This is a genomic window from Pontibacter brevis (genome assembly GCF_054779655.1).
In genome coordinates this window covers 86517-111897 of record NZ_BAAGXV010000007.1, presented here as the reverse complement: position 1 = coordinate 111897, position 25381 = coordinate 86517, and the positions used below count along the sequence as shown (strand labels likewise).

The following is a 25381-nucleotide window of genomic DNA, read 5'->3' as shown; positions in this document are numbered from 1 at the left end:
GTTCTTATAACTAATTTTAAACTAGGGTGCTTTGTTGGTTGGGGTCTTCCACCTTCTACAAGTGCAGCAGGTGCTTTAAGAAAAGAAAGGCCAGTCTGTAAACTGGCCTTTCTTCCTTATGTTTCTCCTGTATCAGGCAGGAACCATCATTTTCTCTTCACGGTCCCAGTGGCGATGTTCTTTGATTGCCTCTATAAAATGAACCACAAATTCTTTTGCCTCTGCATCGTTGCCTGCCGTAACAACGCCCTTGTCCGTCATCACATTACCGGAGGTCTTGTCAGCAAATTCTACCCCCAGCACATCTGCTTTCTCAAACAAAGCGATGCCATTTCCGGAAGTGGCAATGGCTTTGCCGTGCTTGAATGCTTCATTGATGAAGTGCAGGGCATCGCCTTCTTTCATCAATGCTTCCAGGTGCTTCTCACCGTCAGGGATGTATACCGCGTCATACATAATAGAACCAGTTGTAATATGGCTCTTATCTGTTTCCATCTCCTCGCCGGTGCTGGAGGTGCGCATGCCATGGAACTTGGATACTATTTTAGCACGCGCGCCAGCGTCCATCAGCGCCTGCTTTACCTGCATGACCTCGCAGTAATCGTAGCCGTCTTCCAGGAGTATGGCAATTTGCCTGGATTTGGCCGTTCTGATCTTATTTTTTTCCATGCTCACGAACTCTGTCTCTTTCACAGATTTGCCCTTCTTCATCTTTTTGCTGGCATCGTCCGCCACATAGTTGTTACCGCTTTTATCTGGCTCAAATTCTTTTGGTATTTCCACGCCAATGCCTTCTGAAACGCGCTGTGCTAAATCAGGAGAGATTTTGTTGAAGTGTCCCAACATGCGCCGGCGGATGTCCTTAGACATTACCTTACCTAATTCAAAATGCGCGGCCTTCACAATATGTTTTTTCTCTGGCTCCGTCATGGAGTTCCAGAAGAGGGTAGCCTGGCTGTAGTGGTCGTTAAAGCTTTCGCTGCGGCCACGTATTTTATGTCCTTCCACTCTTTCAGCATGATGTATGTAGCCTCCCATGTTTCCAGGGGCCATCATCGGGCAGCCACCGCCAAGGGAATTCGGCCAGTAGTTCACTTTGCCTTTGTTAATGGTCTGGCGCATAAAGCCGGCTCCCTGGTGGTTATGCACCGTGGTAACAGGGCGGTTTATCGGCACCTCTCCAAAGTTAGCGCTGTTGAAGCGGTTTAACTGCGTGTCAATATAAGAGAAGAGGCGGCCCTGCAGCAGCGGATCGTTTGTCACATCTATACCTGGCACTAGGTTACCCGGGTGGAACGCCACCTGCTCTGTTTCTGCAAAGAAGTTGTCGGGGTTGCGGTTCAGCACCATTTTGCCCACTGGCCGCAGCGGCACCAGTTCCTCAGGTATGATTTTGGTGGCATCCAGCAGGTCGAAGTCGAACATAAACTCATCTTCCTCCTCCACAATCTGCACGTTTAGCTCAAACTCCGGGTAGTCACCCATCTCGATGGCTTCCCACAGGTCGCGGCGCAGCCAGTCGGCGTCTTTGCCCGCCAGCTTCTGAGCCTCGTCCCAAACCAGGGAGTGAGAGCCAAGTAAAGAGCGCCAATGGAACTTGACAAAGCGGGCTTTTCCTGCTTCATTGATAAACCGGAAGGTGTGCACGCCAAATCCGTCCATCATCCGGAAGCTTCTTGGTATGGCCCGGTCCGAGAGCACCCACATGATCATGTGCATTGATTCCGGCATCAGCGAAGCAAAATCCCAGAAAGTGTCATGCGCGGCAGAAGCCTGCGGTATTTCATTGTCCGGATCAGGTTTGATAGCGTGCACCAGGTCTGCGAATTTGTTGGCGTCCTGAATAAAGAAAGGTGGCATGTTGTTGCCTACCAGGTCGTAATTGCCTTCTTCGGTATAAAACTTGGTGGCGAAGCCCCGTACATCCCGCACCGTATCAGCAGAGCCTCTGGAGCCAACCACAGTTGAGAAACGCACAAACACCGGCGTTCTGGTGTTCGGGTCCGTCAGGAATTTAGCCTTCGTGAATTCTTTCAGGGAGTCGTCATAGGCCTGGAAATAACCATGCGCCCCTGATCCCCTTGCATGCACCACCCGCTCCGGAATAGACTCGTGGTCGAAGTGCGTCATCTTCTCACGGAAGTGGAAGTCTTCCATCAGGAGCGGCCCCCTTGGACCTGCCTTCAGATGATCTGCCGTATGGTTCACCCGTACTCCCTGGTCCGTTGTCATGTACTGGTCTTTCGGATCCTCCCGGAACTGTTCAAGCTGTTCGTCCTTGCTGTTTTCGTCGATATTCGGTTTGCTTTCTTTCAATTTACCTTTGTCTTCGTTCTCTTTCATGATTGGTGTGGATCAAGGTTTATAGGAATATAGATTAAATACCAGCTTATAAAGCATATTATTGATAGACTGTATAAGAGTTGAAACAGTGATAATCAGCCTTGGTGAAATACCGTTTTCTATGATGAAGCTACGGGTAACAAAGGTATAATGTTGAATAATTTAGTGATAATACTAGATTAAAATCCCATTAAAATTGTATTATATAGGAAGTGCATTTATTAGAGCGGCGGCTGTAGCCCCTCCTATGGAGTGGAAGCAACTGGTTCAGACTCTGTAAGAGAACTACTAAACCAGATGGTACTGTTCCTTTAGTTTTTATAATACTACTGCAGTACGTTCAGGTGCAGAAAAGCCTCGACGTGATGAGGCTAATTGAATTTTAAAGCAGAAGCGGGTATTGTTAGAAGCAGTATCGGAAATTGTACTGTGAAACGACAGAAAAGGAATATCTTTTTCAGGCTTTTCAATAAAACAACTTACAGGAGAAGGTTGCTGCCTCTAAGGCGGTAAGTTTAATTTAGAGAGGAAGGCAGGCAGTGCTACAGTTTAGCTTATCAGTTCTCTTCTGCCAAACCGGAATTCATCATCCTTCAGATAGTAATCCCCGCACTTTTGCATAATGGTAAGGTTATCAAGAGTTATTTCCCAGTTAAAGTTGTAGTTGCATAAAAACGACAGAACAGGGCCAAGTACCTCAGGGGTCGTGTCGCCCAGAGCTAACGTGATATGAGGCAGCCATAGGTTTGGGTTATAATAGACTCCCATTTCTACACTCATTTCGGCAATGTCGCGGTGCAGGCGGCCATGCAGGTCGTTCAGTGGTGGTGTGCGCAGTACGGGTATAAATATAACCGGATTTTGTCCGGGGAAAACCCCGATTCCTGTAGTTCGGACGGTAATTTTACGTGTTTCAAGACAAGTCAGTTCCAGGTACTCCTTCAACTCCTCCATGTCTGGTATCTCAGCAGTAAGTGCTGTCAGGTGGGGGTATGGGGTGATTTTAACACCACTTAAACCGAATCTACTCTCCAGGTTGGATGTCAGTTCTGACACACGCTCTGAAGCTCTTTTGTCTAAAAGCGAAGTAATCGCAATCATAAGGGTAGAGCTTTTAGTCCTAATATTAGCTAAAGGCAAACCTTGCTTTGGCTATAGCATAAAGATATGAAACGTACCTTATTTATTATTGTTTAAGTAGCGGGGGGTGAATATTAGGCGTCTTATGTTAAAAAATAATCTTTCGACACTATATCATCATCACTGTTACAAACTATTCATAATATACTGCTAAGCCTTATAAACTTACTATCAGTTGGGGCTTAACCGCTTGGCTCACCTCACGAATCTGAGAACATTATAAAGTTCCTGTCAGAAAGCCCCGTGATGCTGTTCAGGAGGTGCTGTTATATTAAAAAAAGTTTAATTGCACCTTCGGGAGCGTTGCTGTGTTTTTAGGAGACGGACAAAATTAAGTACCTTTGTTATTCAGTATACGCTAACACATGATTTCGATCAACAACCTCAGTTTCCATTTTGGCAGCCGCCCCATGTACGAGGATGCCAACCTGCACATAAAACCCAAAGACAAAATCGGCCTTATCGGGTTGAACGGCACAGGTAAATCCACACTGCTGCGCATCATAGTAGGGGAGTATACCCCGGACAGTGGCAGCATACAGATGAGCAAGGAAACCTCTATCGGCTTTCTGAACCAGGATTTGCTAAGTTATGAGACACATGAAAGTATTCTTTCTGTGGCCATGCAGGCCTTTGACGAAGCGATAAGCCTGCAGCAGGAAATAGACAAGGTGCTGGTGGAGTTTGAGAATAATTTCCATGACGACCTGGTAGACAAACTGGCACACCTGCAGGAGCGCTTTGAGGCTTTGGGAGGTTATACGATGCAGGCCAGTGCGGAGGCTATACTGGAGGGACTTGGCTTTAGTACGGCAGAACTACAGCAGCCATTGGCTACCTTTTCCGGCGGCTGGCGCATGCGGGTAATGCTGGCAAAAATCCTTTTGCAGAAGCCATCGCTGCTGCTGCTGGATGAGCCGACCAACCACCTGGACCTTCCGTCCATCAAATGGCTGGAGTCTTACCTGGAGCGTTATGAAGGGGCAGTGGTCATCGTGTCGCACGACCGGGAGTTCCTGGACCGGACCACAAACATGACGGTGGAGGTGTCGAACAGCAAGCTGAACGTATATGCCGGCAACTACTCATTTTACATGGAGGAGAAAGTACTGCGCGACGAGATTCAGAAGGGTGCGTTCGAAAACCAGCAGGCCCAGATACGGCAGGCAGAGCGTTTTATTGAGCGCTTTAAAGCAAAAGCCTCTAAAGCCAAGCAGGCACAAAGCCGCATGAAGCAACTGGAGCGCATGGACCGCATAGACGATGTAGCTCCGGATGCCGCAAAGGTGAACTTCAGCTTTAAGTTTAACACGCAGCCAGGCCGCCATATTCTCCGCCTGGAGCACATGAGCAAAAGCTACGGCGATAAGGTTATTTTCAAGAACACCAACGTGCACATTGAGCGGGGCGATAAAATAGCTCTGATTGGTGCCAACGGTAAAGGTAAGTCGACGTTGCTGCGTATTATTGCGGGCACCGAGCCTATCAAAGGGCAGCGGGAGTTGGGCCATAACGTCATCATGTCTTTTTATGCGCAGCACCAGCTGGAGTCGCTGAACGTGGACAACGAGATTCTGCAGGAAATGCAGCAGGCGGGCTCCAAGAAATCAGAAGTAGAGCTGCGGACGCTGCTCGGCTCCTTCCTTTTTACAGGTGATACGGTTTTCAAGAAAATCAAAGTGCTGTCAGGGGGGGAGAAGAGCCGGGTTGCATTGGCAAAAACGCTTATTTCAGAAGCTAACTTCCTGATGCTGGATGAGCCGACCAACCACCTGGACATGCAGTCAGTGAACATCCTGATACAGGCATTGGAGCAGTATGAGGGTACCTTTGTGGTGATTTCGCACGACCGTTTCTTTGTTGAGAATGTGGCAACCAAGATCTGGTACATCGAAGACTATGAACTGAAGACCTACCCTGGCACCTACCATGAGTTTGAGGCCTGGCAGGAAAAGCGTGAGAAGGAGCAAAAGAAGCTGGAAGCCGCAACTCCGGAGCCAAAGCAGCAGGAAAAGCAGCCTAAGGAGAAAAGCGATTTCTCGCAGCTCACGAACCAGCTGAAGCAGGTAAACAGGCAGTTGCAGGAGGTAGAGAAGGAAGTGCAGCAGCTGGAAAAAGAGAAAGCGGACTATGAGAAACAGCTGGCTGATCCAAAGGTTTTCGGTACTATTGAACTGCTCCAGGAAGTAACTCAGCAATTTGAAGCCGTACAGCAGAAGCTGGATACAGCCCAGGAGAAGTGGGAAGAAATTATGCTGGAAATTGAAGAAATAGAAACTAAAATAGCCGAGTAGTCTAAAGGAAGCAGAACTACCGGCTACTTCTGCGTACTTTTTCCAGTCTTTACGCTGAGTACAGGAGACAGGGAATGTGTTCTTTTAAATGAATGTACGGCTGTAAGATATAGGTATAAATGTAGTAAAGCAGCAAAGGCCCAGGATACAACTCCTGGGCCTTTGCTGCTTTTGAGGCATCTGCAGTGAAATTGAATTCTGCTTTCCCGAATGCCTCTGCTCTTCCGGCAGTTTGCAAAACCTAACAGGCGAACGAGCAGGAAGGTAGTTTTAGGCCTGGCTCTGGTAAACGAGCACACTGAGTGGTGGTATGGTTACCGACTGCCCTGCTGCAATTTGCTCAGCAGTTTCGTATTCTTTTTTTTCCTTTTCCTGTAGCCATTGCTTTTCTTTCGAGTTAAGAAGTTTGCTCCAGTGTGTTCTGGTGTCCGGTAATGCATAGCTTATTTCTTTTTCAGAAAAATTGAACAGGCTGATCAGCTGCTCAGATTCGTCATGGTTCTGGCGCATAAGTACCAGGCCATCCTGTTCCAGTGTCTGTGCTTTTACATCAGCCTTGTTAAAGTTCTGCAGTACAGAATGCTTTCGGCGTAGCTGAATAAGGGCCTGGTGCCATTTCAGGAGCTGCCGGTGCTGCCCTTGCTCTCTTTTGTCCCAACTCAATTTGGAACGCTCAAAGGTTTCTTCGTGCTGTGGGTCGGGTAGATCGCCTTTGAACTTATAATCAGCGAATTCCTTTTTACGCCCTTCCTGCACCGCCTTTATAAGTTCTTTATCTGAGTGGCTCACAAAATACAGGAAAGGGTTGTCTTCACCGTATTCCTCGCCCATGAAGAGCATCGGAATGTAAGGAGACAGGAGGGTAGCCGCTGCAGCTATTTTCAGCCTTTCAAAGTCTACCAGTACCGACAGCCGCTCTCCCTCCGGGCGGTTCCCGACCTGGTCGTGGTTTTGGTTGAAGGCTACAAAATGATTGCCCGGCACAGAAGCGGAGGAGGCTCCAAAGGTTTTTTTACGGAACTTCACATAGTCACCGCTGTGCACGAATCCATCTGTGAAGGCTTTCGACAACTGCTCCATTTTGCCGAAGTCCTCATAAAACCGGAGCCCTTCTTTGTCCAGCAGCACGTACAGGGCGTGGTGGAAATCGTCCAGCCATTGTGCATTAAATCCAAACCCGCCAACTTCTGTTCTTGCCACAACCCTTGGGTTATTCAGGTCACTTTCTGCAATCAGGTAAAAGGACTTGCCCATTTGCTCCGTCAGGGGCTGTAGCTTTTTCTGCAACAGTTCCCAGAAGGACACGGCGCTCTGGTCGAAGATGGTATGAATGGCATCCAGGCGGAGCCCGTCGATATGGAAATACTCTAACCAGTATACCGTGTTGTTCGCAAAGTATTCCCGGACAGCATCAGAATAAGCACCATCGTAATTGATGGCCTTGCCCCAGGGGGTGTTATACTTTTCGCTGAAATAGGGACCGAATTTCTCAAAATAGTTTCCTTCCGGCCCCAGGTGGTTGTACACCACATCGAGGTAAACGGCTATGCCTTTGGCATGGCAGGCATCCACCAGTTTCTTTAACCCCAAAGGCCCTCCGTAAGAATGCTGCACCGCGTAAGGGTACACCCCATCATAGCCCCAGTTCCGGTTACCAGGAAAGGCTGCCACCGGCATGAGCTCCAGGGCATTTATACCTGTTTCTTTCAATGCATCCAGCCGGGGGATAATAGCTTCGAAGGTACCTTCTGGTGTAAAGGTGCCCACATGTAGTTCGTAAAGCACCAAATCCTGCAAGGGCAGGTTTTTCCAGTCGGCATCGCGCCAGGCATAGACTCCATGGTCTACCACCTCTGATGGACCATGCACACCCTCTGGCTGGTGGTGGGAGGCAGGGTCAGGATAATCCTGACCGTCTTCCATTTTGTAATAGTAGCGCAGGCCGGGTGCCGCGTCCTCCAGTTCAGCTGTAAAGTATCCCCATTCAGCGCAATCCATTTCTATTTCGCGTTCCTGCGGGTGCAGGAGGTGGAGTGTCATCTTTTTCTTTTCGGGAGCCCACACCGTAAAACGGCATCGGCCATTACCCAGGAATTCTGAGCCGGCGGTTTTCATTCTAGTTTATATTAGCTCTGTGTGAAGCCTTCACTGAAAAGCAGAAACAAAAGTTAAAGCTGTAGCTTTAGTCCAGAAGAACCACAATGCCCTCATCCCCGGAAATACTGATGTTTTTCTCTACCTGCTTCCCTTCCCGCTCCGGGTCTGTGGCCAGTACTATTTTGCCTTTAAAGGTATGGTGCTCAGCCCGGAACAAACAGGGTTTGTGGCTCAGGTTGAGGATGACCAGGAACTGCCTGTTTTCATGCTTTCGGGTAAAGGAAAGAAGGGCTCCCTTTGAGGAAACAGGGGCATAGGCGCCAATATGCAGCGCAGGTTCCTCCTGGCGCAACTTTATCAGCCGGCGGTAATAGGTCAGCATCGAATACTCGTCGTTGCGTTGCGCTTCCACATTCACCCTCCTGAAATTGTCCGGAAGGCGAAGCCAGGGCTTTCCGCTTGTAAACCCTGCATTCTCACTGCTGTCCCACTGCATGGGGGTCCGCTCCGGGTCACGGCTCAGGTCTTTATCCGGCATGTTCAGCCCCTGTGGGTCCTGCACCTCTTCCGGTGGAATGGGTACATCGCGCATCCCTATCTCGTCTCCGTAATACATGGTCGGTATCCCCCGGAGCGTAAGCAGCAGCATAGCGGCTACCTTCGCCTGTGAGTAGCCCACACGGCTGGTGATGCGCGGCTGGTCGTGGTTACCGATAACCCAGTTCGGCCACCCGCCTGGCGGAATGGCCCCCTCGTATTCATCTATCTTCATAGAGAGTTTTCTGGCATCCCACTCCTCGTTCACGAGCATAAAGTTGAAGGGCAGGTGCACCCCTTTGTTGTCGGAACCATAGTAGGTGACAAGCCGGTGAATAGGGAGGTAAATCTCTCCAATCATCACGCGTGCCTCGTACGCATCCGTTACCTGGCGCATTTTAGCTACAATGTCATGTACTTCCGGCTGGTCCGTTGAGTACGCCGGAACCAGCTTTTCGTAGGTGGCCATGTGCTCCTTGTAATCCGCGTTAACCGGGTTGTCACGGAGGTGCTTGTCTTTCACCATGTGCCACATCACATCCACTCTAAAGCCGTCTACGCCTTTGTCAAGCCAGAAGCGCATGACATCGAACATAGCCTCCTGCACCTCCGGGTTTCGCCAGTTCAGGTCGGGTTGTTCTTTTAAAAAGGCGTGGTAGTAGTATTGCTGTGTATTCTCATCCCATTCCCAGCCGCTGCCGCCAAACACACTCAACCAGTTGTTGGGTTCGCTGCCGTCTTCTGCGGGATCCTCCCAGATGTACCAGTCCCGCTTGGGGTTATCGCGCGATGACTTTGACTCCAGGAACCAGGGGTGCTGATCGGAGGTGTGGTTAGGCACCAGGTCCAGAATGAGTTTCATGTCGCGGTCATGTACCTCTTTCAACAGTGCATCAAAATCATCCATGGTGCCAAACAAGGGGTGAATGGCGCAATAGTCAGAGATATCATAGCCAAAATCGGCCATGGGCGAGGGGTAGATAGGAGAGACCCAGATGGCAGTAACACCCAGCCATTTCAGGTAATCCAACCTGCTGATGATGCCCTTCAGATCGCCGACGCCATCCCCGTCGCTGTCCTGAAACGAGCGGGGGTATATCTGGTAAATGATTCCTTCGTGCCACCATAAATGATTTAGTTCCTGCTGATTCGCCATATGTTCTGTCTATAGATGTGTTTGCTGATAAATTTTTATGTTCAGTTTTGGTTGTACGGAACAAAGCATAAGGAGATATTATGCAGTTAAAATATAGCGGCAGGTGGTTTAAGAAGTTTAGTAAGCTGCCGTAAGTTTTTTAAAAGTGCAGGCAGTTGTTGCTGATGAGGCGAAGCAGGAGGGGCAAAAAAGCAGCAGGGCTGTAAAAGAAAGAGCCGCACTATCAAATGATAATGCGGCTTGCCTTGTAGCGGGGAGCAGAATCGAACTGCCGACCTCAGGGTTATGAATCCTGCGCTCTAACCATCTGAGCTACCCCGCCGAATTGTGGTGCAAATATAGGGCATTGTTTCTTAAATAAGCAAGCAGGTTTTTGAAAAAAAAATATTTTATTTTTAAGATATATAAAGATTGGGAAATTAACCTTATACTTACTCAGATACTTTATAATGAATTATGACCAAAGCTACGAAGACTAAATTTGTTCGCGAGTACCCGATCAATGCTTCAGCAAAGCTTCTTTACCCTTATTTATCTACACCAGGCGGACTTTCGCAGTGGTTCTGTGATAATGTAACCGTAGACGAGGATAAAATTTACAACTTCTACTGGGATGGCAAAAACCACTTTGCGGAACTGACCGGCTACCGTACAAACCGTTCTATTCGCTTTCTTTTCCTTAACGACAGGAAAATGCATATGGCTGATCCGGCCTACGTGGATTTTTCGATCGAAACAAGTGAGTTGACACAGGAGCAGTTTCTGAAGGTAACAGATTACACTGATGAAGATGACATAGAGGAGCTGGAGGAACTGTGGGACAACCTGATGCAAAATCTTCGGGAATTAGTAGGGGGGTAGCAGGTTTACCATTGCATCTGCTTATCTTTGCACGATATTTGAGAGCCTTATGATAGGCTCGGGCTCTGTGGTGCCCAGCCATTTTGCCCCTTGTTGCTCATGAAGAAATTAGATAAGCTTATATTAAAGGCCTTTTTCGGCCCGTTCTTTTTAACATTTGCTGTGGTGGAGTTTATTCTGCTCACACAGTACATGCTCAAGTACCTCGATGAACTTGTAGGAAAAGACCTTGGTGCCGAGGTGTTCGGAGAGCTTCTTTTCTATTTCAGTATTAACATGGCACCTGTGGCCCTGCCACTGGCTGTGCTGCTTTCTTCCCTGATGACCTTTGGTACCCTCGGTGAGCACCATGAGCTAACGGCCATCAAAACCTCTGGCATCACCCTCACGCGTGTGCTGCTCCCGGTTTTTCTCTTTGTTTCCCTTCTGACCATCGGGGCATTTTTCTTTAACAACCACATTGTGCCAAAGGCTAACCTCAAAGCCTACAGCCTGCTCTGGGACATCCGCCAGAAAAAGCCAGCCATGAACTTTAAGGAAGGCGCATTTTACAATGGCATACCCGGGTACAGCATCAAAGTAAACAAAAAGATGAACGACGGCCAGACACTGGGCGACGTGATGATTTACGACCACTCCAAAGGCGGGTCCAATACAACCGTGATACTGGCAGACTCCGGCGAAATGTACATGGCCCACAACGATAATTACCTGGTGCTGGAGTTATACAGAGGGAACACGTATGTGGCGCAGGGCAATGCCTCTTTCAGAAGCTCGAACGATCAGTTTGTGCGGCAGAAGTTTGATGTCAGCAAGATTATCCTGAGCATGGCCTCCTTTAACCTGGACCGTACCCGCGAAGAGCTGTTTTCGGACAACAAGATGATGAAGAACATCCAGCAGCTGACTACGGTAACTGATTCCTTGCGCAAGCAAAGTGTGCGGGAGGTTAGTTTCTTTGCACCCAACGTAGATCCTTTTTATTCTTACTTCAAAGCAGACACCGGCCAGGTGAAAAACGGCCTCCGTCTGATGGGTAAGACATTGGATCGGGAGATAGAAGCACCCACAGAGGAGGTGCTGCGGGTGGCAACCAACAAAGCGCGGAATGTGAAGAGCTTTACCAGTAGCTATAAGGAGCGTGTGAAGAATACTTTGCGTGAGGCGAATAGCTATGAAGTTGAAATCTGGAAGAAGTACACACAGTCGGCAGCCATTATTATCATGTTCCTGATCGGAGCCCCTTTAGGTGCCATCATAAAAAAAGGGGGGCTGGGCGTACCGGTGCTGATCTCAATCTTCTTCTTTATTCTGATGTATGTGATGGCCATATTAGGGGAGAAGTGGGCCCGGGAGGGCATGGTGCCGGTAGGAGCCGGGCTATGGGCGGGTAACTGCATTCTGCTGCCCATTGGTCTTTTCTTCCTTTACCAGGCGCGCAACGACTCCAGTTTGCTGGAGGTAGACTTCTGGCGCAAGTTTGTGGCCCGCCTTCGCCGCAACAAACTATAGCCTTGCCGATATATAATTTGCAGCAAAAGTTTTTTTGTAAAAAGTAAATTATATACCTTTGTGGCTTGTATAGTAGTCTTTGCAAGAAAAAACAGATTGATATATTTACGCAATGAGATTAACCACTGAAGCGAAACAAGACATTTTCGAAAAGCATGGCCTTAGCAAGTCTAAGACTGATACAGGTTCTGCTGAGTCACAGATTGCGTTGTTTACAACACGCATCTCAGATCTAACAGAGCACCTGAAAACGCACAAAAAGGACTTTAGCACGCGTTTAGGCCTTTTGAAACTGGTAGGTAAAAGAAGAAGACTTCTGAACTACCTGCAGAAAAACGATATTGAAAGATACAGAGCAATCATTGCGGAACTAGGTATCCGTAAGTAAGCTTTCAAGCGTTAGGGAATTTCTTCTACAGGGATTCCCTAATCTTTTTTATAGCACCTCCCTTTCCTTCCTCAATTGCCAGTACCGACAGCGGCCACAATGGGTAGCCCTGTCTTTTTGATGTAAAAGAAAAACTGATGATGCCTTACAACGCGATAAACAAATCCATAATACTTCCGGATGGCCGGGAGATAACAATTGAAACAGGAAAGCTTGCCAAGCAGGCTGACGGCTCCGTAGTAGTGAAAATGGGTAACACCATGCTGCTGGCAGCTGTCGTTTCTAACAAAGAAGCCCGAGAAGGGGTGGACTTTTTGCCTCTTTCAGTAGACTACCAGGAAAAATTTGCTTCATCCGGTAAAATTCCCGGTGGTTTCCTAAGAAGAGAAGCCAGATTGTCAGACTATGAAGTTTTGGTTTCCCGTCTGGTAGACCGTATCCTTCGTCCGATTTTTCCTTCTGACTACCATGCCGAAACACAGGTAACCATCAACCTGATTTCTGCTGACACAGAAATTATGCCCGATGCGCTTGCTGCCCTTGCAGCCTCTGCGGCCATCTCGGTTTCTGATATTCCTTTCAATGGTCCTATCTCTGAGGTGCGTGTAGCCCGTGTAGATGGCAAACTGGTGATTAACCCTAGCGTGACTGAGTTGCAGCGTGCGGACATCGACCTGATGGTGGGTGCTTCTTTCGATAGCGTGGCCATGGTAGAGGGAGAGATGAACGAAGTGTCTGAGGCAGAAATGCTGGAGGCAATTCAGTATGCCCACGAGGCAATTAAGGTGCAGTGCCAGGCGCAGGTAGAGCTTGCCGAACTGGTAGGTAAAACTGTAAAGCGCGAATACTCGCACGAAACACATGACGAAGAACTGCGTCAGCGTGTGTATGAGGCAACTTACCAGAAGGCTTACGAAGTAGCCAGAAGAGGCCGCGCCAACAAAGCCGAGCGTAAAGAAGGTTTTGCTGCTGTTTTAGAGGAGTTTGTGGCCTCCCTGCCGGAAGATCATACCTACGACATGGGCCTGATTAAAACTTACTTCCACGATGCAGAGAAGGAAGCCGTTCGCAACATGATCCTGAATGACCGTGTTCGTCTGGATGGCCGTAAGCTGGATGAAATCCGCCCTATCTGGTCCGAGGTTAACTATCTGCCAGCTACACACGGTTCCGCTATTTTTACCCGTGGCGAAACACAATCACTGACTACTGTAACACTGGGTACTAAGCTGGACGAACAGATGATCGACAGCGCCATGGTATCCGGTACAAATAAATTCTTACTGCACTACAATTTCCCGGCTTACTCTACCGGTGAAGTGAAGCCAAACAGAGGCCCTGGCCGACGTGAGGTAGGTCATGGCAACCTGGCCCTGCGTGCCCTCAAGAAAGTGCTTCCGCCGGAAGATCAGAACCCATACACCATCCGTATCGTTTCCGACATCCTGGAGTCAAACGGTTCTTCTTCTATGGCAACTGTATGTGCGGGTTCTTTAGCCCTGATGGATGCCGGTATTCCTGTTAAAGGAGCTGTTTCCGGTATTGCAATGGGACTTATCACAGACGAGAAAACAGGAAACTTTGCGGTGCTTTCTGACATCTTGGGTGATGAGGATCATCTGGGAGATATGGACTTCAAAGTAGCTGGTACAAAAGACGGTATCACTGCCTGCCAGATGGACATCAAAGTGCAAGGCTTATCTTACGAAGTGCTAAGCCAGGCGCTTGCTCAGGCAAATGCCGGTCGACTGCACATCCTGAACGAAATGGCCAAGACTATTTCTACAGCCAACGCTGATTACAAGCCGCATTCACCACGTTCCTTCAACATGGTGATCGATAAAGAATTTATCGGTGCCGTAATCGGACCAGGCGGTAAGGTAATTCAGCAGATTCAGAAAGACACGGGTGCTACCGTTATCATCGAAGAGAAGAACGAGAAGGGGCACGTAAACATCTTTGCCACCGATCAGGAATCTATGGCAAGCGCCGTTTCCAAGATAAAGGCCATTGTTGCCCAGCCGGAAATCGGTGAAGTATACATCGGTAAAGTAAAATCCATCCAGCCTTACGGTGCCTTCGTAGAGTTCATGGCGGGTAAAGACGGCTTGTTGCATATTTCTGAGATCAAGCACGAGCGCCTCGAAACTATGGAAGGTGTGCTGGAGATTGGCGAAGAAGTGAAAGTGAAACTGATCGATGTAGATAAGAAGACTGGCAAATTTAAGTTGTCCCGCAAGGCTATCTTACCTAAACCAGGTGCTCCTGAGCAAAATCAATAGTAATATTGTCTCATAAAAGAACTCTTGGTGCCTCACTTTGGTTAAGTACATGGTGCCAAGAGTTTCTTTCATCACCAAAGCCTCACATCTTGATTTTATTTGTAGGATGTCAGAACTTTGCGCGATTTTGTAGTGTTCAGACACCGAACTAAAATTTAAAATTTCACATTTTTTGCAATAACAAATTACTCTGATGAGACAACTCAAGATAAGCAAACAGATTACGAACCGCGAGAGCCAGTCGCTTGACAAATACCTCCAGGAGATTGGTAAAGTAGATTTGCTTACACCAGACGAAGAGGTTTCGCTGGCTCAGAGAATCAGAGAGGGAGATCAGTTTGCGCTTGAGAAATTAACAAAAGCCAACTTACGATTTGTAGTGTCGGTGGCAAAGCAGTATCAGAACCAGGGCCTTTCTCTGGGTGACCTTATCAATGAAGGTAACTTGGGTCTGATCAAAGCAGCCAAGCGATTCGATGAAACAAGAGGTTTCAAGTTTATCTCATATGCCGTTTGGTGGATCCGTCAGTCAATTCTGCAGGCTTTGGCAGAGCAGTCGCGTATTGTGCGCCTGCCGCTAAACCGTGTGGGTTCCCTAAACAAGATTTCGAAGTCTTTCTCAGAGCTTGAGCAGAAGTTTGAGCGTGAGCCATCACCGGAAGAAATTGCCGAAGTACTTGAATTAACTACTGCGGAAGTTGTAGATACCCTCAAAATATCTGGCCGCCACGTGTCTGTAGATGCGCCTTTCGTGCAAGGAGAGGAAAACCGCCTGCTGGACGTGCTGGAGAACGAAGACGAAGAGTCGCCGGATATGGGCCTGATGAACGACTCGCTGCGAAAAGAAGTACAGCGTGCCCTTTCTACCCTCACAAAACGCGAAGCTGACGTAATTTCCCTTTACTTTGGTCTGAATGGAGAACATTCACTGACGCTGGAGGAAATTGGTGAGAAGTTTAACCTGACACGCGAGCGTGTGCGCCAGATCAAAGAGAAGGCTATCAGAAGACTTCGCCATACATCCAGAAGCAAAGCATTGAAGCCTTACTTAGGCTAAAGGCTCATTCACACGAAAAGTAATAGCCCTGGCCCTAAATGCCAGGGCTTTTTTATTCCACGATGCAAGGCAAAATCAGCAGCCTATGCAGGCAGAGGCACAGAAATTTTGTATGTTTGCATCCAAATTTCTTTTGAAACAGATTTGTAATGGAAATAGAAAAAGTAAAATGTTTGATTATCGGTTCGGGGCCGGCAGGTTATACAGCTGCTATTTACGCCTCCAGAGCCGGTCTTAACCCCGTTTTATACCAGGGCCTTCAACCAGGGGGGCAGCTTACCATCACCAACGACGTGGAGAACTATCCTGGTTATCCTCAGGGTGTTAACGGCCCGCAGATGATGGAAGACTTCAAAACTCAGGCAGAGCGTTTTGGTACTGATGTACGCTATGGCATAGCCACAGCAGTAGATTTTTCTTCGCAGCCACACAAGGTAACTATCGATGACCACAAGGTGATTGAGGCGCATACAGTTATCATTTCTACAGGTGCTTCTGCTAAATGGCTTGGACTGGAGTCTGAGGCAAGGTTGAACGGAAGCGGGGTGTCTGCTTGTGCCGTTTGTGATGGCTTTTTCTACCGTGGCCAGGATGTAGCCATTATTGGAGCCGGCGACACGGCTGCCGAAGAGGCGACTTACCTGTCTAACCTGTGTAAAAAGGTATATATGATTGTGCGCCGTGATGAAATGCGTGCGTCCACTATCATGCAGGAGCGTGTAAAGAATACCAAGAACATCGAAATACTCTGGAACTCCATCACAGATGAAATCCTGGGAGAGCATGCCGTTGAGGCTGTACGTGTAAAAAACGTGCTGACAGAGGAAACGCGTGAGATTCCGGTAGCAGGTTTCTTTGTGGCCATCGGGCATAAGCCAAACTCAGATATTTTTGCCGATTACCTGAACCTGGACGAAAACGGCTATATCCGCACGATTCCCGGTACTTCCAAGACGAATGTGGATGGCGTGTTTGCGTGTGGCGATGTGCAGGATTTTACCTATCGGCAGGCGGTGACGGCTGCAGGTTCCGGCTGTATGGCTGCCCTGGATGCAGAACGCTATCTGGCAGCTCAGAATTTGCACTAGAACTTTCATATAAGAAAGCATCCTGCCATTTGGTTAAAAGCACGAATGGCCTGGTGTTTTACAATAAAATGGCTGTGCTGTAGTTTACATAGCGAAATATGTGATGCGGTTTGGGCAGCACAGCCAAGGTTTAGAAAAGAATGTTTACATCCAAAGCACCCCTTTCTTTTGTACTGTTGTTTCTCTGCATGCTGTGGTGTGCCGGAGGTGCCATGGCGCAAGGCAAGGTGAAAGACCTTTTTAAGGTTAAAACACCTAAGATCCAGTACGTGCGCCCTGATACGACCATCCTCATCAAGTATGAGGATTTTCCGGATGAAGGGTCTGACGCGGATGCCTCTATCTTCTTCAACCCAAAGAAGGAGCTCTCTATTGTGAGCGAAGACACTTCTGAACTTGACCTGGGGGAGCAGCACATTGTAGAGATGTCGGAAGAGGTATTGGTAGATTCCAGCTGGATTAAAATAGCCGGCTACTACGCTATCTGGGATACCCATAACCTGAACCCCTACAGGATGGATGGGCGGCAGTTGAAGGACACCGTTGATATCAGGCTGTATGACATGGCTTTGAACCGCAAGTACAATATGCCATTGGAGTCTACGCCCATCACGAGCCATTTCGGAGCAAGGGGCGGGCGCTGGCACTACGGCACAGACATAGACCTGAATACCGGTGATACCATTTTCGCCGCTTTCGATGGGGTGGTGCGTATTAACAAGTGGGACGGCGGTGGCTATGGCAACTATATTGTGGTGCGGCATTACAACGGGCTGGAGACCCTGTACGGCCACATGAGCAAAGCCATTGCGCAGCCAGGTCAGTATGTAAAGGCAGGGGAATTGATAGGGTACGGGGGGAGCACCGGGCGTAGTTCAGGTCCGCACCTCCACTATGAGGTGCGTTACCAGGGAAACCCGCTGGATCCGGAAAACATTTATGACTTCCCTGATTACCTGCTGAAAGGGGAGAGCTACCAAATTACTGCCGCCGTTTTCAATTATTACAACAAAGCGAAGAGCGGGGGTACGAGTGCTGGCAGACGTGCCGCATATCACAAAATCCGTAGCGGCGACACTCTTTCAGGTATATCCAAGAAATACGGAGTGCCAGTCAGCCAGCTAACAAAGCTCAATGGCATGAGTACCCGTTCAACCTTACGCGTTGGGAAGTCCCTGCGCATCAGATAAACACTACAACTACATGAAGTTAGATATTCTCGCCTTTGCCTCGCATCCTGATGACATTGAATTGGGTTGCTCAGGTACGCTCATTGCACACATTGCCGCTGGTAAGAAAGTGGGCATCGTGGATTTGACGGAGGGAGATCTGGGCACACGCGGCACACCCGAAATTCGTTTACAGGAGGCGGCGGACGCAGCCAGCGTAATGGGAGTAGTTGTACGCGACAACCTGGGGTTTGCCGATGGGTTCTTTCAAAATGACAAAAAGCACCAGCTGCAGGTAATCCGTAAGATACGGCAGTATCAGCCGGAGATTGTCATTGCGAATGCCATCCACGATCGACACCCGGATCATGGGCGTGGTTCTGAACTGGTAACCGAAGCCTGTTTCAAAGCGGGGCTACGGATGATTCCTACTACCGATGATACCGGTGAAGTGCAGGTAGCATGGCGTCCGAAGGTGGTGTATCATTTTATCCAGGACCGTTTGATTACCCCGGATATTGTGGTGGATGTGACGCCCTACTGGGAGAAAAAAATGGAAACAATAAGGGCCTTTAAATCCCAGTTTTACGATCCCAATGCCTCGGAACCAAATACGTACATCTCATCCCCGGAATTCCTGGGTTTTGTAGAGGCCAGAGCCAAAGAACTTGGCCATGCCATAGGAGTGACGTATGGAGAAGGCTTCACCAAAGAACGCCTTATCGGTGTCCGAAACCTGTTCGACCTGGTTTGAGGTATTAAACAACTTTCTTCAGCTACGAAAAGCAAAGGCCGCTGCATTCATGCAGCGGCCTTTGCTTTTATATATGTGAATTCTCCTTTAGAAGAGTTCCTGTAAAGCTTACCTTGTCCTGTTCTTTCTCCAGTTAGAAGTAGCAAGGGCGCTATCATTTACTGCATTAGTAACGGTTTCTGGTTTTTTCTTGTTTAGGAGCATGGCAGCAAGTACTACAGCAATTTCTTCAGCAGGCTCTTCTGGTTGCTGCTGTAAGGAATCCGGAGCAAAATAGCGCTCTATGAATTTTGTGTCAAAGTTGCCACTGACAAAGGCTTCATGCTGCAGCACATACGTGCCAAAAGGTAAAGTAGTCTCGATACCGGTGATCTGGTATTCATCAATGGCCCGAAGCATTTTGTCTATCGCTTCCTGGCGGTCCTTGCCAAAGGTTACCAGCTTGGCTATCATCGGGTCATAATAAATCGGGATATCCATACCCTGCTCAAAACCGTCATCCACCCGGACCCCTAAACCCTGCGGGCGCTGATACGTTTCGAGTCGGCCAATGTCTGGAAGAAAGTTATTGGCAGGGTCTTCGGCGTACACCCGCAGCTCCAAAGCGTGGCCTTTTATTTGCAGGTCTTCCTGCCTGAAAGCTAGTGGTTTGCCTTCTGCTATGTGTATCTGTTCTTTAACCAGGTCCAGGCCCGTAATCTGCTCTGTTACCGGGTGCTCTACCTGCAGGCGCGTGTTCATCTCGAGGAAGTAGAAATTCAGGTTCTCATCCAGCAGAAACTCTACTGTACCCGCCCCAATGTAATCACAGGCTTTTGCCACGTTCACGGCACAGGTACCCATTGCCTCCCGAAGGGCAGGTGTGAGCACTGCGGAAGGCGCTTCTTCAATCACTTTCTGGTGGCGACGCTGTATGGAACACTCGCGCTCGAACAGGTGCACGATGCTTCCGTGCGTATCGCCTAAAACCTGGATCTCGATATGGCGCGGAGAGCCAATATATTTCTCTATAAAAACAGAACCGTCGCCGAAAGCAGAAGTTGCCTCGCTCACAGCTAGCTTCATCTGGTCTTCAAATTCTGCTACGCTTTCAACCACACGCATGCCTTTGCCGCCGCCACCGGCACTCGCTTTAATCAGGATAGGGAAACCCACCTCTGTGGCGATTTGCTTTGCCGCTTCCACGTCCGTAATGGCTTCTTCAGTGCCGGGTACCATCGGAATGTCATATTTCGCTACAGCGGCCTTGGCGGCCAGTTTACTGCCCATCAGTTCGATGGCGGCCGGAGACGGACCAATGAAAATAATGCCCGCTTCTTCCACTTTTGCAGCAAAGCCTGCATTCTCTGATAAGAAACCGTAACCTGGGTGTACAGCATCTACCTTTAGTTGCTTACAAACTTCAATGATGTAGTCGCCGCGCAGGTAAGACTCGCTTGATTTAGGTCCACCCACACATACGGCCTCATCGGCAAAGCGTACATGCAAAGCGTTGCGGTCGGCTTCGCTGTAAATGGCTACTGTTTTGATACCCATTTCTTTAGCTGTTCGCATCACCCGCAGGGCAATCTCTCCCCGGTTGGCTACAAGAATCTTATTGATTTTTCTCATGCAGAAGCGTTTGTTTGTTTCCTTCAAAGAAAAGGCTTTAATACGAAACTTAAAAATGAGCCATCGAAAAGCAGCAGGTCTACAGCTCATAAATTGTAAATGAGTTGAATAAACCATAACTTTGCAAAGCAGTATACCTAAATTATATATTTTGTATATATTGTATAAAGCAAACTGAAATTATACAGATAACCTAATCATTACACAAGTGGATTTATTTGAAAAGTTGTTGACCAACAGAGGTCCTTTAGGCAGCCACTCACATTATGCACATGGCTATTTCACATTTCCTAAGCTTGAAGGTGAGATTGCTCCCCGCATGAAATTCAGGGGGAAAGAGGTGCTAACGTGGAGCCTGAACAACTATCTTGGCCTTGCCAACCATCCTGAGGTGCGCAAAGCTGACGCAGAGGCTGCCGCTGAGTGGGGAATGGCTACGCCTATGGGTGCCCGCATCATGTCTGGTAACACCAATCTGCACGAGCAACTTGAGTCTGAACTGGCTGATTTTGTGCAGAAGCCGGATGCGCTGTTGCTAAACTTCGGCTACCAGGGGGTAGTGTCTATCATAGATGCCCTTGTAGATCGCCACGATGTAATAGTTTACGATGCTGAGTCGCATGCCTGTATCATTGACGGTGTGCGTCTGCACCAGGGCAAGCGCTTTGTATACAGCCACAACGACATGGAAAGCCTGGAGAAGCAGCTGGAGCGTGCTACACGCTGGACAGACAACACAGGTGGTGCCATTTTAGTGATAACAGAAGGGGTGTTTGGTATGTCCGGTAACCTGGGCAAACTGAAAGAAGTAGTGGACCTGAAGGAGAAATTCAATTTCAGGCTGTTTGTAGATGATGCACATGGTTTCGGAACAATGGGTGCCACAGGTGCCGGTACCGGAGAGCACCTTGGTGTGCAGGATGGTATCGACGTATACTTCTCTACCTTCGCGAAGTCTATGGCCAGCATCGGTGCCTTTGTGGCGTCTAACGAGCAGGTAGTGGAGTACCTTCGCTATAACATGCGTTCTCAAATCTTCGCGAAGTCCTTGCCAATGCCGCTTACAGTGGGTGCCCTGAAGCGCCTGGAGCTGCTGCGCTCTAACCCTGAGCTGAAAGATAAGCTGTGGCAGGTAGTGGATGCGCTGCAAAGCGGCCTGCGTGAAAAAGGTTTCAACATCGGAACAACCGAATCTCCAGTAACACCAGTGTTCCTGAACGGCCAGATTCCGGATGCCACCCAGTTAACCCTTGACCTGCGTGAGAATTACAGCATTTTCTGTTCGATCGTAGTATATCCGGTAGTACCGAAAGACGTGATTATGCTGCGCCTTATCCCAACCGCTGCCCACTCCCTGGACGATGTAAACGAGACGATTGCGGCGTTTGAGAAAATTGCACAGAAATTGGACAAAGGCTTGTACTCAAGCCCGGCAGTTACCGCTTAACTGGCTCTAAAGGCTTATATTAAAAATCCTTAATTTTTGCTTGTTTTCATTAAATGTGTATATTAGAGCAATAAATTCAAATGTTTCACAAATAATCAATGCACAAATGAACAACAACTTTAACAAACTCAAGGACCTTGTAATGTCGCTGGAAGCGGACTTCGAAAAGTTCTACGAAAAAGGAAACGCTGCTGCTGGTACGCGTGTACGTAAAGGTATGCAAGACCTGAAAAACATGGCTCAGGACATCCGTAAGGAAGTTCAGGACATGAAAAACAGCACTGAAAGCGCAAAATAAGACATCCCCTAACAGGGCTGATAATAAAAAAGGTGGCTTATTTAAGCCACCTTTTTTATTTAACATGCTATTTTTGAGTTAGTTAACAGTAATCAGGAAATAGTTTTTCTTTCCTTTCTGCACCACCAGGTATTTTTGCTGCAGCAGGTCAAAAGAAACCGCATCATCAGGGTTCTGCACCTTCTGGCGGTTCACACTAACGCCGCCGTTCTTGATCATGCGCTTCGCTTCGCCTTTCGATTCGAAAATCTGGCCGCCTGTTATCTCTGACAGAAGGTCTGTAACGGTGGCTGCCTCAGCATAGCTTTGCTTGCTCACCTCAAGCTGTGGAACTCCTTCGAACACAGACAGCAAAACGTCTTCCCGAAGTCCTCTCAGTGTCTCTAAATCCCCTTTGCCGAATAAAATTTCTGAGGCTTCTACAGCAGCCTGATAGTCTTGTTCTGAGTGTACCCGAATTGTAACATCTTTAGCTAAGGCTTTCTGTAAAGCCCGCTGATGGGGCGCTTGTTTGTGCTCTTCAGTTATAGCGGTGATTTCATCCTGCGGTAGCAGCGTGTATACCTTAATCAGTTTTTCTGCTTCCTCATCTGACAGGTTCAACCAGAACTGGTAAAATTTATAAGGAGAGGTCAATTCCGGGTCAAGCCACACGTTGCCGCCTTCTGACTTCCCGAACTTGGTGCCATCTGATTTAGTAACCAGTTTACCTACCAGCGCAAACGCCTTTCCTCCGTCTATACGCCGGATAAGCTCTGTACCTGTAGTGATGTTACCCCACTGGTCTGAAGCGCCCATCTGTAAAGTAACGCCTTTGTTTTTATATAAGTGGTAGAAGTCGTATCCCTGAATAAGCTGGTAAGAGAACTCCGTGAAGGACAGCCCTTCGGCACGGTCGCCTTCCTCATCGGCACTGATGCGTTTCTTTACCGATTCTTTCGCCATCATGTAGTTTACCGTCAGGTGTTTGCCTACCTCACGCAGGAAGCCCAGGAAGCTGAACTCCTTGAACCAGTCGTAGTTGTTAACGATTTCGGCAGAATTGGCGCCGCTGTTAAAATCCAGAAACTTCTCCAGTTGCTTGCGGATGCCTTCCTGGTTTGCCCGGAGGGTGTTTTCATCCAGCAGGTTTCTTTCCGCTGACTTTCCTGAGGGGTCGCCGATCATGCCGGTGGCTCCGCCAACCAGCGCGATGGGTTTATGCCCTGCCCGCTGCAGCTGCACCAGCAGCATGATAGTAGCCAGGTTGCCGATGTGTAGGGAAGAGGCTGTGGGGTCAAAACCAATATAGCCAGCCGTCATACCGGAGGCAAGTTGTTCTTCTGTTCCTGGCATGAAGTCGTGGAGCATGCCTCTCCATCTCAGTTCTTCTATCAAATTCATGTAAACCAAATTCGTGTATCAGGGCAAATATAAAAAAGAGTTAGCAGTTTGGAGCCCACAAATCAGTTTCCATCAACAGAAACCATGTTTCTTATGCTGTTTCAGCAGTTGTGCCCGGCCTATCAGGTTTCTTAAATACAGAACCTCTCATACAAGCTGGAGTAAAACAACTACTGGTTACGCACAACAGAAGCTATGACATTTTCCATCAGAGCTGCAGGAGTGGAAGATCTCCCGCAGATAAAAGCCATTGATGATTATATTTTTGAAGAGGACGCTTACCCCACATTTGTTTTACGACAACTAATCGATATCACTCCTGAACTCATCAAAGTTGCCGCAGTGGAAGGAGAGGTGGTGGGTTATGCGATAGGTCACCACAACATGGAAACGGGGGAGGCATGGATACTTTCGGCTGGTGTGTTACCGGGTTGCAGGTGTGGTGGAATCGGTTTTCGCCTGCTTCAATCTTTAGTAGAAGATATGGCTGGCAATGGAGCAAGAACCATTGTTTTAACAGTGCAGCCACACAATAAAGCTGGCATTAACCTTTACCAAAAGTTGGGTTTTCAGGCTTTCAGGACATCAGAAAATTATTATCTCGACCAACTGCCCAGGCTGATCATGAAGAAGGACTTGAAGTAACCCATAATGATGCTGTTTTCGATACTAAGAGCGCAAGATAAACTGCTGACTCAGACGTAATCTATGCTGAAAGAATAAAGTAAGTCCTCAAGCCAAACACTTTCATAGTGTACATAAACCATTACTTTAAGCCTGAACAGAGGGTGTATTTAATTTCACAAGAGCCTCATTTTATCCTTTGACTTTCCCCCTGATGCTTTAAATTTGTATGGAAGAGTTCGCTTTTACTCAGCAGCTTTCTGCTGTTTTTCCAACTAATAGTTACCATGTCGCACACTCCCGAAGGCATCTTAGAACAGCTAAAGAAGAGGCAGTTTGCCCCTGTGTATTTTCTGCAGGGAGAGGAGCCTTATTACATTGACCTGATTGCGGATTATATAGAAGAGCACGCGCTGGAGGAACATGAAAAGGGATTCAACCAGGTGGTGGTGTATGGCAAGGATGTGGATGTTTCGACGGTGCTGCTACAGGCAAAACGCTTCCCGATGATGTCAGAGAAGTCGGTGGTGATTGTAAAAGAAGCGCAGAGTGTACTGGACATCGAGCGGGAAGAGGGGATGAAGCAACTGGAGACATACCTTCAGCACCCACTGCCGTCCACGATTTTAGTTTTTTGCTACAAGCACAAAACACTGGATGGACGTAAGGCGCTGGCCAAGGCGGTGAGCAAGCACGCCATACTGCTCACCACAAAAAAACTGTACGACAACCAGGTACCAGCCTGGGTGAATAATTACCTGAAGCAGAAAGGAGTTAAAGCCACGCCGCCAGCAGTTCTCATGCTGAGTGAGTTTATCGGGGCCGATTTATCCAGGCTTTCGAATGAGATAGAAAAACTTTTGATTAACCTGAAACCTGGCGCAACAATTGATGAGCGGGTTGTACAGGAGAACGTGGGCATCAGCAAGGAGTATAATATTTTTGAATTGCAGTCGGCCCTGATTGCGCGCGATGCACTGAAAACACATCGCATCATTCAGTATTTCGAGGCAAATCCCAAAAACAACCCGCTGATACCGAACCTGAGCCTGCTTTTCTCTTTTTTTACAAAACTGCTCAGCCTGCACACTGCAGCCGATAAATCGGAGGCAGGCATACGCAAAAGTTTGGGGAATCGGGGCTTTCTGGTAAAGGAGTACATGCAGGCACTACGGGTTTTCCCATTACAGCGCTGCATCGATATCATCCATTTTATCCGGGTGGCTGATTTGCAGGTGAAAGGTATAACAGGAGGCGACATGTCTGATGCCGCCATATTAAGGGAACTGGTATTTAAGATGCTGCACCCGGTGCCGCGTGTTGTAGCTGTATAGAATCTA

At 48.2% G+C, this 25381-nt stretch carries 19 protein-coding genes and 1 tRNA gene; 13 read left to right on the top strand and 7 right to left on the bottom strand.

The genetic code is table 11. The features are described from left to right. Positions 1–132: 132 nt before the first annotated feature. Positions 133–2343 (bottom strand): catalase, encoded by a 2211-nt coding sequence (locus ACYVB1_RS01840; RefSeq protein WP_460919904.1) that lies wholly within the window; start codon positions 2341–2343, stop codon positions 133–135. A 549-nt stretch (positions 2344–2892) separates the two neighbouring features. Then, positions 2893–3444: a 2'-5' RNA ligase family protein gene (locus ACYVB1_RS01835; protein WP_460919902.1), complete on the bottom strand. Its 552-nt coding sequence runs from the start codon at positions 3442–3444 to the stop codon at positions 2893–2895. Between the two features lie 404 nt (positions 3445–3848). On the opposite strand from ACYVB1_RS01835, the gene abc-f reads away from it, so the two are divergent. Beyond that, the gene (abc-f, locus tag ACYVB1_RS01830; protein WP_460919900.1) at positions 3849–5777 is read left to right on the top strand and encodes a ribosomal protection-like ABC-F family protein; all 1929 of its coding nucleotides are present in this window, start codon (positions 3849–3851) and stop codon (positions 5775–5777) included. Between the two features lie 270 nt (positions 5778–6047). On the opposite strand, the gene treZ is transcribed toward abc-f, so the two are convergent. From treZ to ACYVB1_RS01815, 3 genes are all read right to left on the bottom strand, one after another. Beyond that, positions 6048–7892, bottom strand: coding sequence for a malto-oligosyltrehalose trehalohydrolase (gene treZ, locus ACYVB1_RS01825; RefSeq protein WP_460919898.1), 1845 nt, complete (start codon positions 7890–7892; stop codon positions 6048–6050). A 67-nt stretch (positions 7893–7959) separates the two neighbouring features. Then, positions 7960–9567: an alpha-amylase family glycosyl hydrolase gene (locus ACYVB1_RS01820; RefSeq protein WP_460919896.1), complete on the bottom strand. Its 1608-nt coding sequence runs from the start codon at positions 9565–9567 to the stop codon at positions 7960–7962. 248 nt (positions 9568–9815) lie between these two features. After that, a tRNA-Met gene (locus ACYVB1_RS01815) sits at positions 9816–9889 on the bottom strand. Between the two features lie 134 nt (positions 9890–10023). On the opposite strand from ACYVB1_RS01815, the gene ACYVB1_RS01810 reads away from it, so the two are divergent. The 8 genes from ACYVB1_RS01810 to bshB1 all read left to right on the top strand — a co-directional run bounded on the left by ACYVB1_RS01810 (position 10024) and on the right by bshB1 (position 18678). Continuing rightward, positions 10024–10428, top strand: a complete 405-nt coding sequence (locus ACYVB1_RS01810; protein ID WP_460919894.1) for an START-like domain-containing protein — start codon at positions 10024–10026, stop codon at positions 10426–10428. Between the two features lie 99 nt (positions 10429–10527). Then, positions 10528–11940: an LptF/LptG family permease gene (locus ACYVB1_RS01805; RefSeq protein ID WP_460919892.1), complete on the top strand. Its 1413-nt coding sequence runs from the start codon at positions 10528–10530 to the stop codon at positions 11938–11940. 112 nt (positions 11941–12052) lie between these two features. Next, the gene (gene rpsO, locus ACYVB1_RS01800) at positions 12053–12328 is read left to right on the top strand and encodes a 30S ribosomal protein S15 (protein WP_460919890.1); all 276 of its coding nucleotides are present in this window, start codon (positions 12053–12055) and stop codon (positions 12326–12328) included. Positions 12329–12465: 137 nt separating this feature from the next. Further along, complete coding sequence (gene pnp / locus ACYVB1_RS01795) at positions 12466–14610, top strand: polyribonucleotide nucleotidyltransferase (protein WP_460919888.1); 2145 nt, start codon at positions 12466–12468, stop codon at positions 14608–14610. A 193-nt stretch (positions 14611–14803) separates the two neighbouring features. Next, positions 14804–15667: a sigma-70 family RNA polymerase sigma factor gene (locus ACYVB1_RS01790; RefSeq protein ID WP_115565947.1), complete on the top strand. Its 864-nt coding sequence runs from the start codon at positions 14804–14806 to the stop codon at positions 15665–15667. Between the two features lie 149 nt (positions 15668–15816). Next, positions 15817–16755 carry a thioredoxin-disulfide reductase gene (trxB, locus tag ACYVB1_RS01785; protein WP_460919886.1) on the top strand — a complete coding sequence of 313 codons (939 nt, stop codon included), beginning with the start codon at positions 15817–15819 and terminating at the stop codon, positions 16753–16755. Positions 16756–16895: 140 nt separating this feature from the next. Then, positions 16896–17945: a peptidoglycan DD-metalloendopeptidase family protein gene (locus tag ACYVB1_RS01780; protein ID WP_460919884.1), complete on the top strand. Its 1050-nt coding sequence runs from the start codon at positions 16896–16898 to the stop codon at positions 17943–17945. 13 nt (positions 17946–17958) lie between these two features. Next, entirely contained in the window at positions 17959–18678 is a 720-nt protein-coding gene (gene bshB1 / locus ACYVB1_RS01775; protein WP_460919882.1) for a bacillithiol biosynthesis deacetylase BshB1, read from the top strand. Positions 18679–18786: 108 nt separating this feature from the next. On the opposite strand, the gene accC is transcribed toward bshB1, so the two are convergent. Then, positions 18787–20289, bottom strand: a complete 1503-nt coding sequence (gene accC / locus ACYVB1_RS01770) for an acetyl-CoA carboxylase biotin carboxylase subunit (RefSeq protein WP_460919880.1) — start codon at positions 20287–20289, stop codon at positions 18787–18789. Between the two features lie 208 nt (positions 20290–20497). Between accC and ACYVB1_RS01765 the strand changes: the two genes are divergently transcribed. Together ACYVB1_RS01765 and ACYVB1_RS01760 are read left to right on the top strand one after the other, a co-directional pair. Continuing rightward, positions 20498–21736 carry an aminotransferase class I/II-fold pyridoxal phosphate-dependent enzyme gene (locus ACYVB1_RS01765; RefSeq protein ID WP_460919878.1) on the top strand — a complete coding sequence of 413 codons (1239 nt, stop codon included), beginning with the start codon at positions 20498–20500 and terminating at the stop codon, positions 21734–21736. Between the two features lie 106 nt (positions 21737–21842). After that, positions 21843–22034: a histone H1 gene (locus tag ACYVB1_RS01760; RefSeq protein WP_460919876.1), complete on the top strand. Its 192-nt coding sequence runs from the start codon at positions 21843–21845 to the stop codon at positions 22032–22034. Positions 22035–22112: 78 nt separating this feature from the next. Here ACYVB1_RS01760 and tyrS read toward each other — a convergent pair whose 3' ends face one another. Beyond that, positions 22113–23417, bottom strand: a complete 1305-nt coding sequence (tyrS, locus tag ACYVB1_RS01755; RefSeq protein ID WP_460919874.1) for a tyrosine--tRNA ligase — start codon at positions 23415–23417, stop codon at positions 22113–22115. A 195-nt stretch (positions 23418–23612) separates the two neighbouring features. On the opposite strand from tyrS, the gene ACYVB1_RS01750 reads away from it, so the two are divergent. Beyond that, positions 23613–24062 (top strand): GNAT family N-acetyltransferase, encoded by a 450-nt coding sequence (locus tag ACYVB1_RS01750; protein WP_460919872.1) that lies wholly within the window; start codon positions 23613–23615, stop codon positions 24060–24062. Positions 24063–24328: 266 nt separating this feature from the next. Beyond that, positions 24329–25375: a DNA polymerase III subunit delta gene (gene holA / locus ACYVB1_RS01745; protein ID WP_460919870.1), complete on the top strand. Its 1047-nt coding sequence runs from the start codon at positions 24329–24331 to the stop codon at positions 25373–25375. The last annotated feature ends 6 nt before the right edge of the window (positions 25376–25381 follow it).

Bases quoted from the DNA above. Each gene is read 5' to 3' on its own strand.
- treZ (WP_460919898.1), bottom strand. From the start codon at position 7,892: ATGAAAACCGCCGGCTCAGAATTCCTGGGTAATGGCCGATGCCGTTTT.
- pnp (WP_460919888.1), top strand. From the start codon at position 12,466: ATGATGCCTTACAACGCGATAAACAAATCCATAATACTTCCGGATGGC.
- ACYVB1_RS01805 (WP_460919892.1), top strand. From the start codon at position 10,528: ATGAAGAAATTAGATAAGCTTATATTAAAGGCCTTTTTCGGCCCGTTC.
- tyrS (WP_460919874.1), bottom strand. From the start codon at position 23,417: ATGAATTTGATAGAAGAACTGAGATGGAGAGGCATGCTCCACGACTTC.
- bshB1 (WP_460919882.1), top strand. From the start codon at position 17,959: ATGAAGTTAGATATTCTCGCCTTTGCCTCGCATCCTGATGACATTGAA.
- rpsO (WP_460919890.1), top strand. From the start codon at position 12,053: ATGAGATTAACCACTGAAGCGAAACAAGACATTTTCGAAAAGCATGGC.
- ACYVB1_RS01820 (WP_460919896.1), bottom strand. From the start codon at position 9,567: ATGGCGAATCAGCAGGAACTAAATCATTTATGGTGGCACGAAGGAATC.
- ACYVB1_RS01750 (WP_460919872.1), top strand. From the start codon at position 23,613: ATGACATTTTCCATCAGAGCTGCAGGAGTGGAAGATCTCCCGCAGATA.
- ACYVB1_RS01810 (WP_460919894.1), top strand. From the start codon at position 10,024: ATGACCAAAGCTACGAAGACTAAATTTGTTCGCGAGTACCCGATCAAT.
- holA (WP_460919870.1), top strand. From the start codon at position 24,329: ATGTCGCACACTCCCGAAGGCATCTTAGAACAGCTAAAGAAGAGGCAG.
- ACYVB1_RS01835 (WP_460919902.1), bottom strand. From the start codon at position 3,444: ATGATTGCGATTACTTCGCTTTTAGACAAAAGAGCTTCAGAGCGTGTG.
- trxB (WP_460919886.1), top strand. From the start codon at position 15,817: ATGGAAATAGAAAAAGTAAAATGTTTGATTATCGGTTCGGGGCCGGCA.
- abc-f (WP_460919900.1), top strand. From the start codon at position 3,849: ATGATTTCGATCAACAACCTCAGTTTCCATTTTGGCAGCCGCCCCATG.
- ACYVB1_RS01780 (WP_460919884.1), top strand. From the start codon at position 16,896: ATGTTTACATCCAAAGCACCCCTTTCTTTTGTACTGTTGTTTCTCTGC.
- accC (WP_460919880.1), bottom strand. From the start codon at position 20,289: ATGAGAAAAATCAATAAGATTCTTGTAGCCAACCGGGGAGAGATTGCC.
- ACYVB1_RS01760 (WP_460919876.1), top strand. From the start codon at position 21,843: ATGAACAACAACTTTAACAAACTCAAGGACCTTGTAATGTCGCTGGAA.
- ACYVB1_RS01840 (WP_460919904.1), bottom strand. From the start codon at position 2,343: ATGAAAGAGAACGAAGACAAAGGTAAATTGAAAGAAAGCAAACCGAAT.
- ACYVB1_RS01790 (WP_115565947.1), top strand. From the start codon at position 14,804: ATGAGACAACTCAAGATAAGCAAACAGATTACGAACCGCGAGAGCCAG.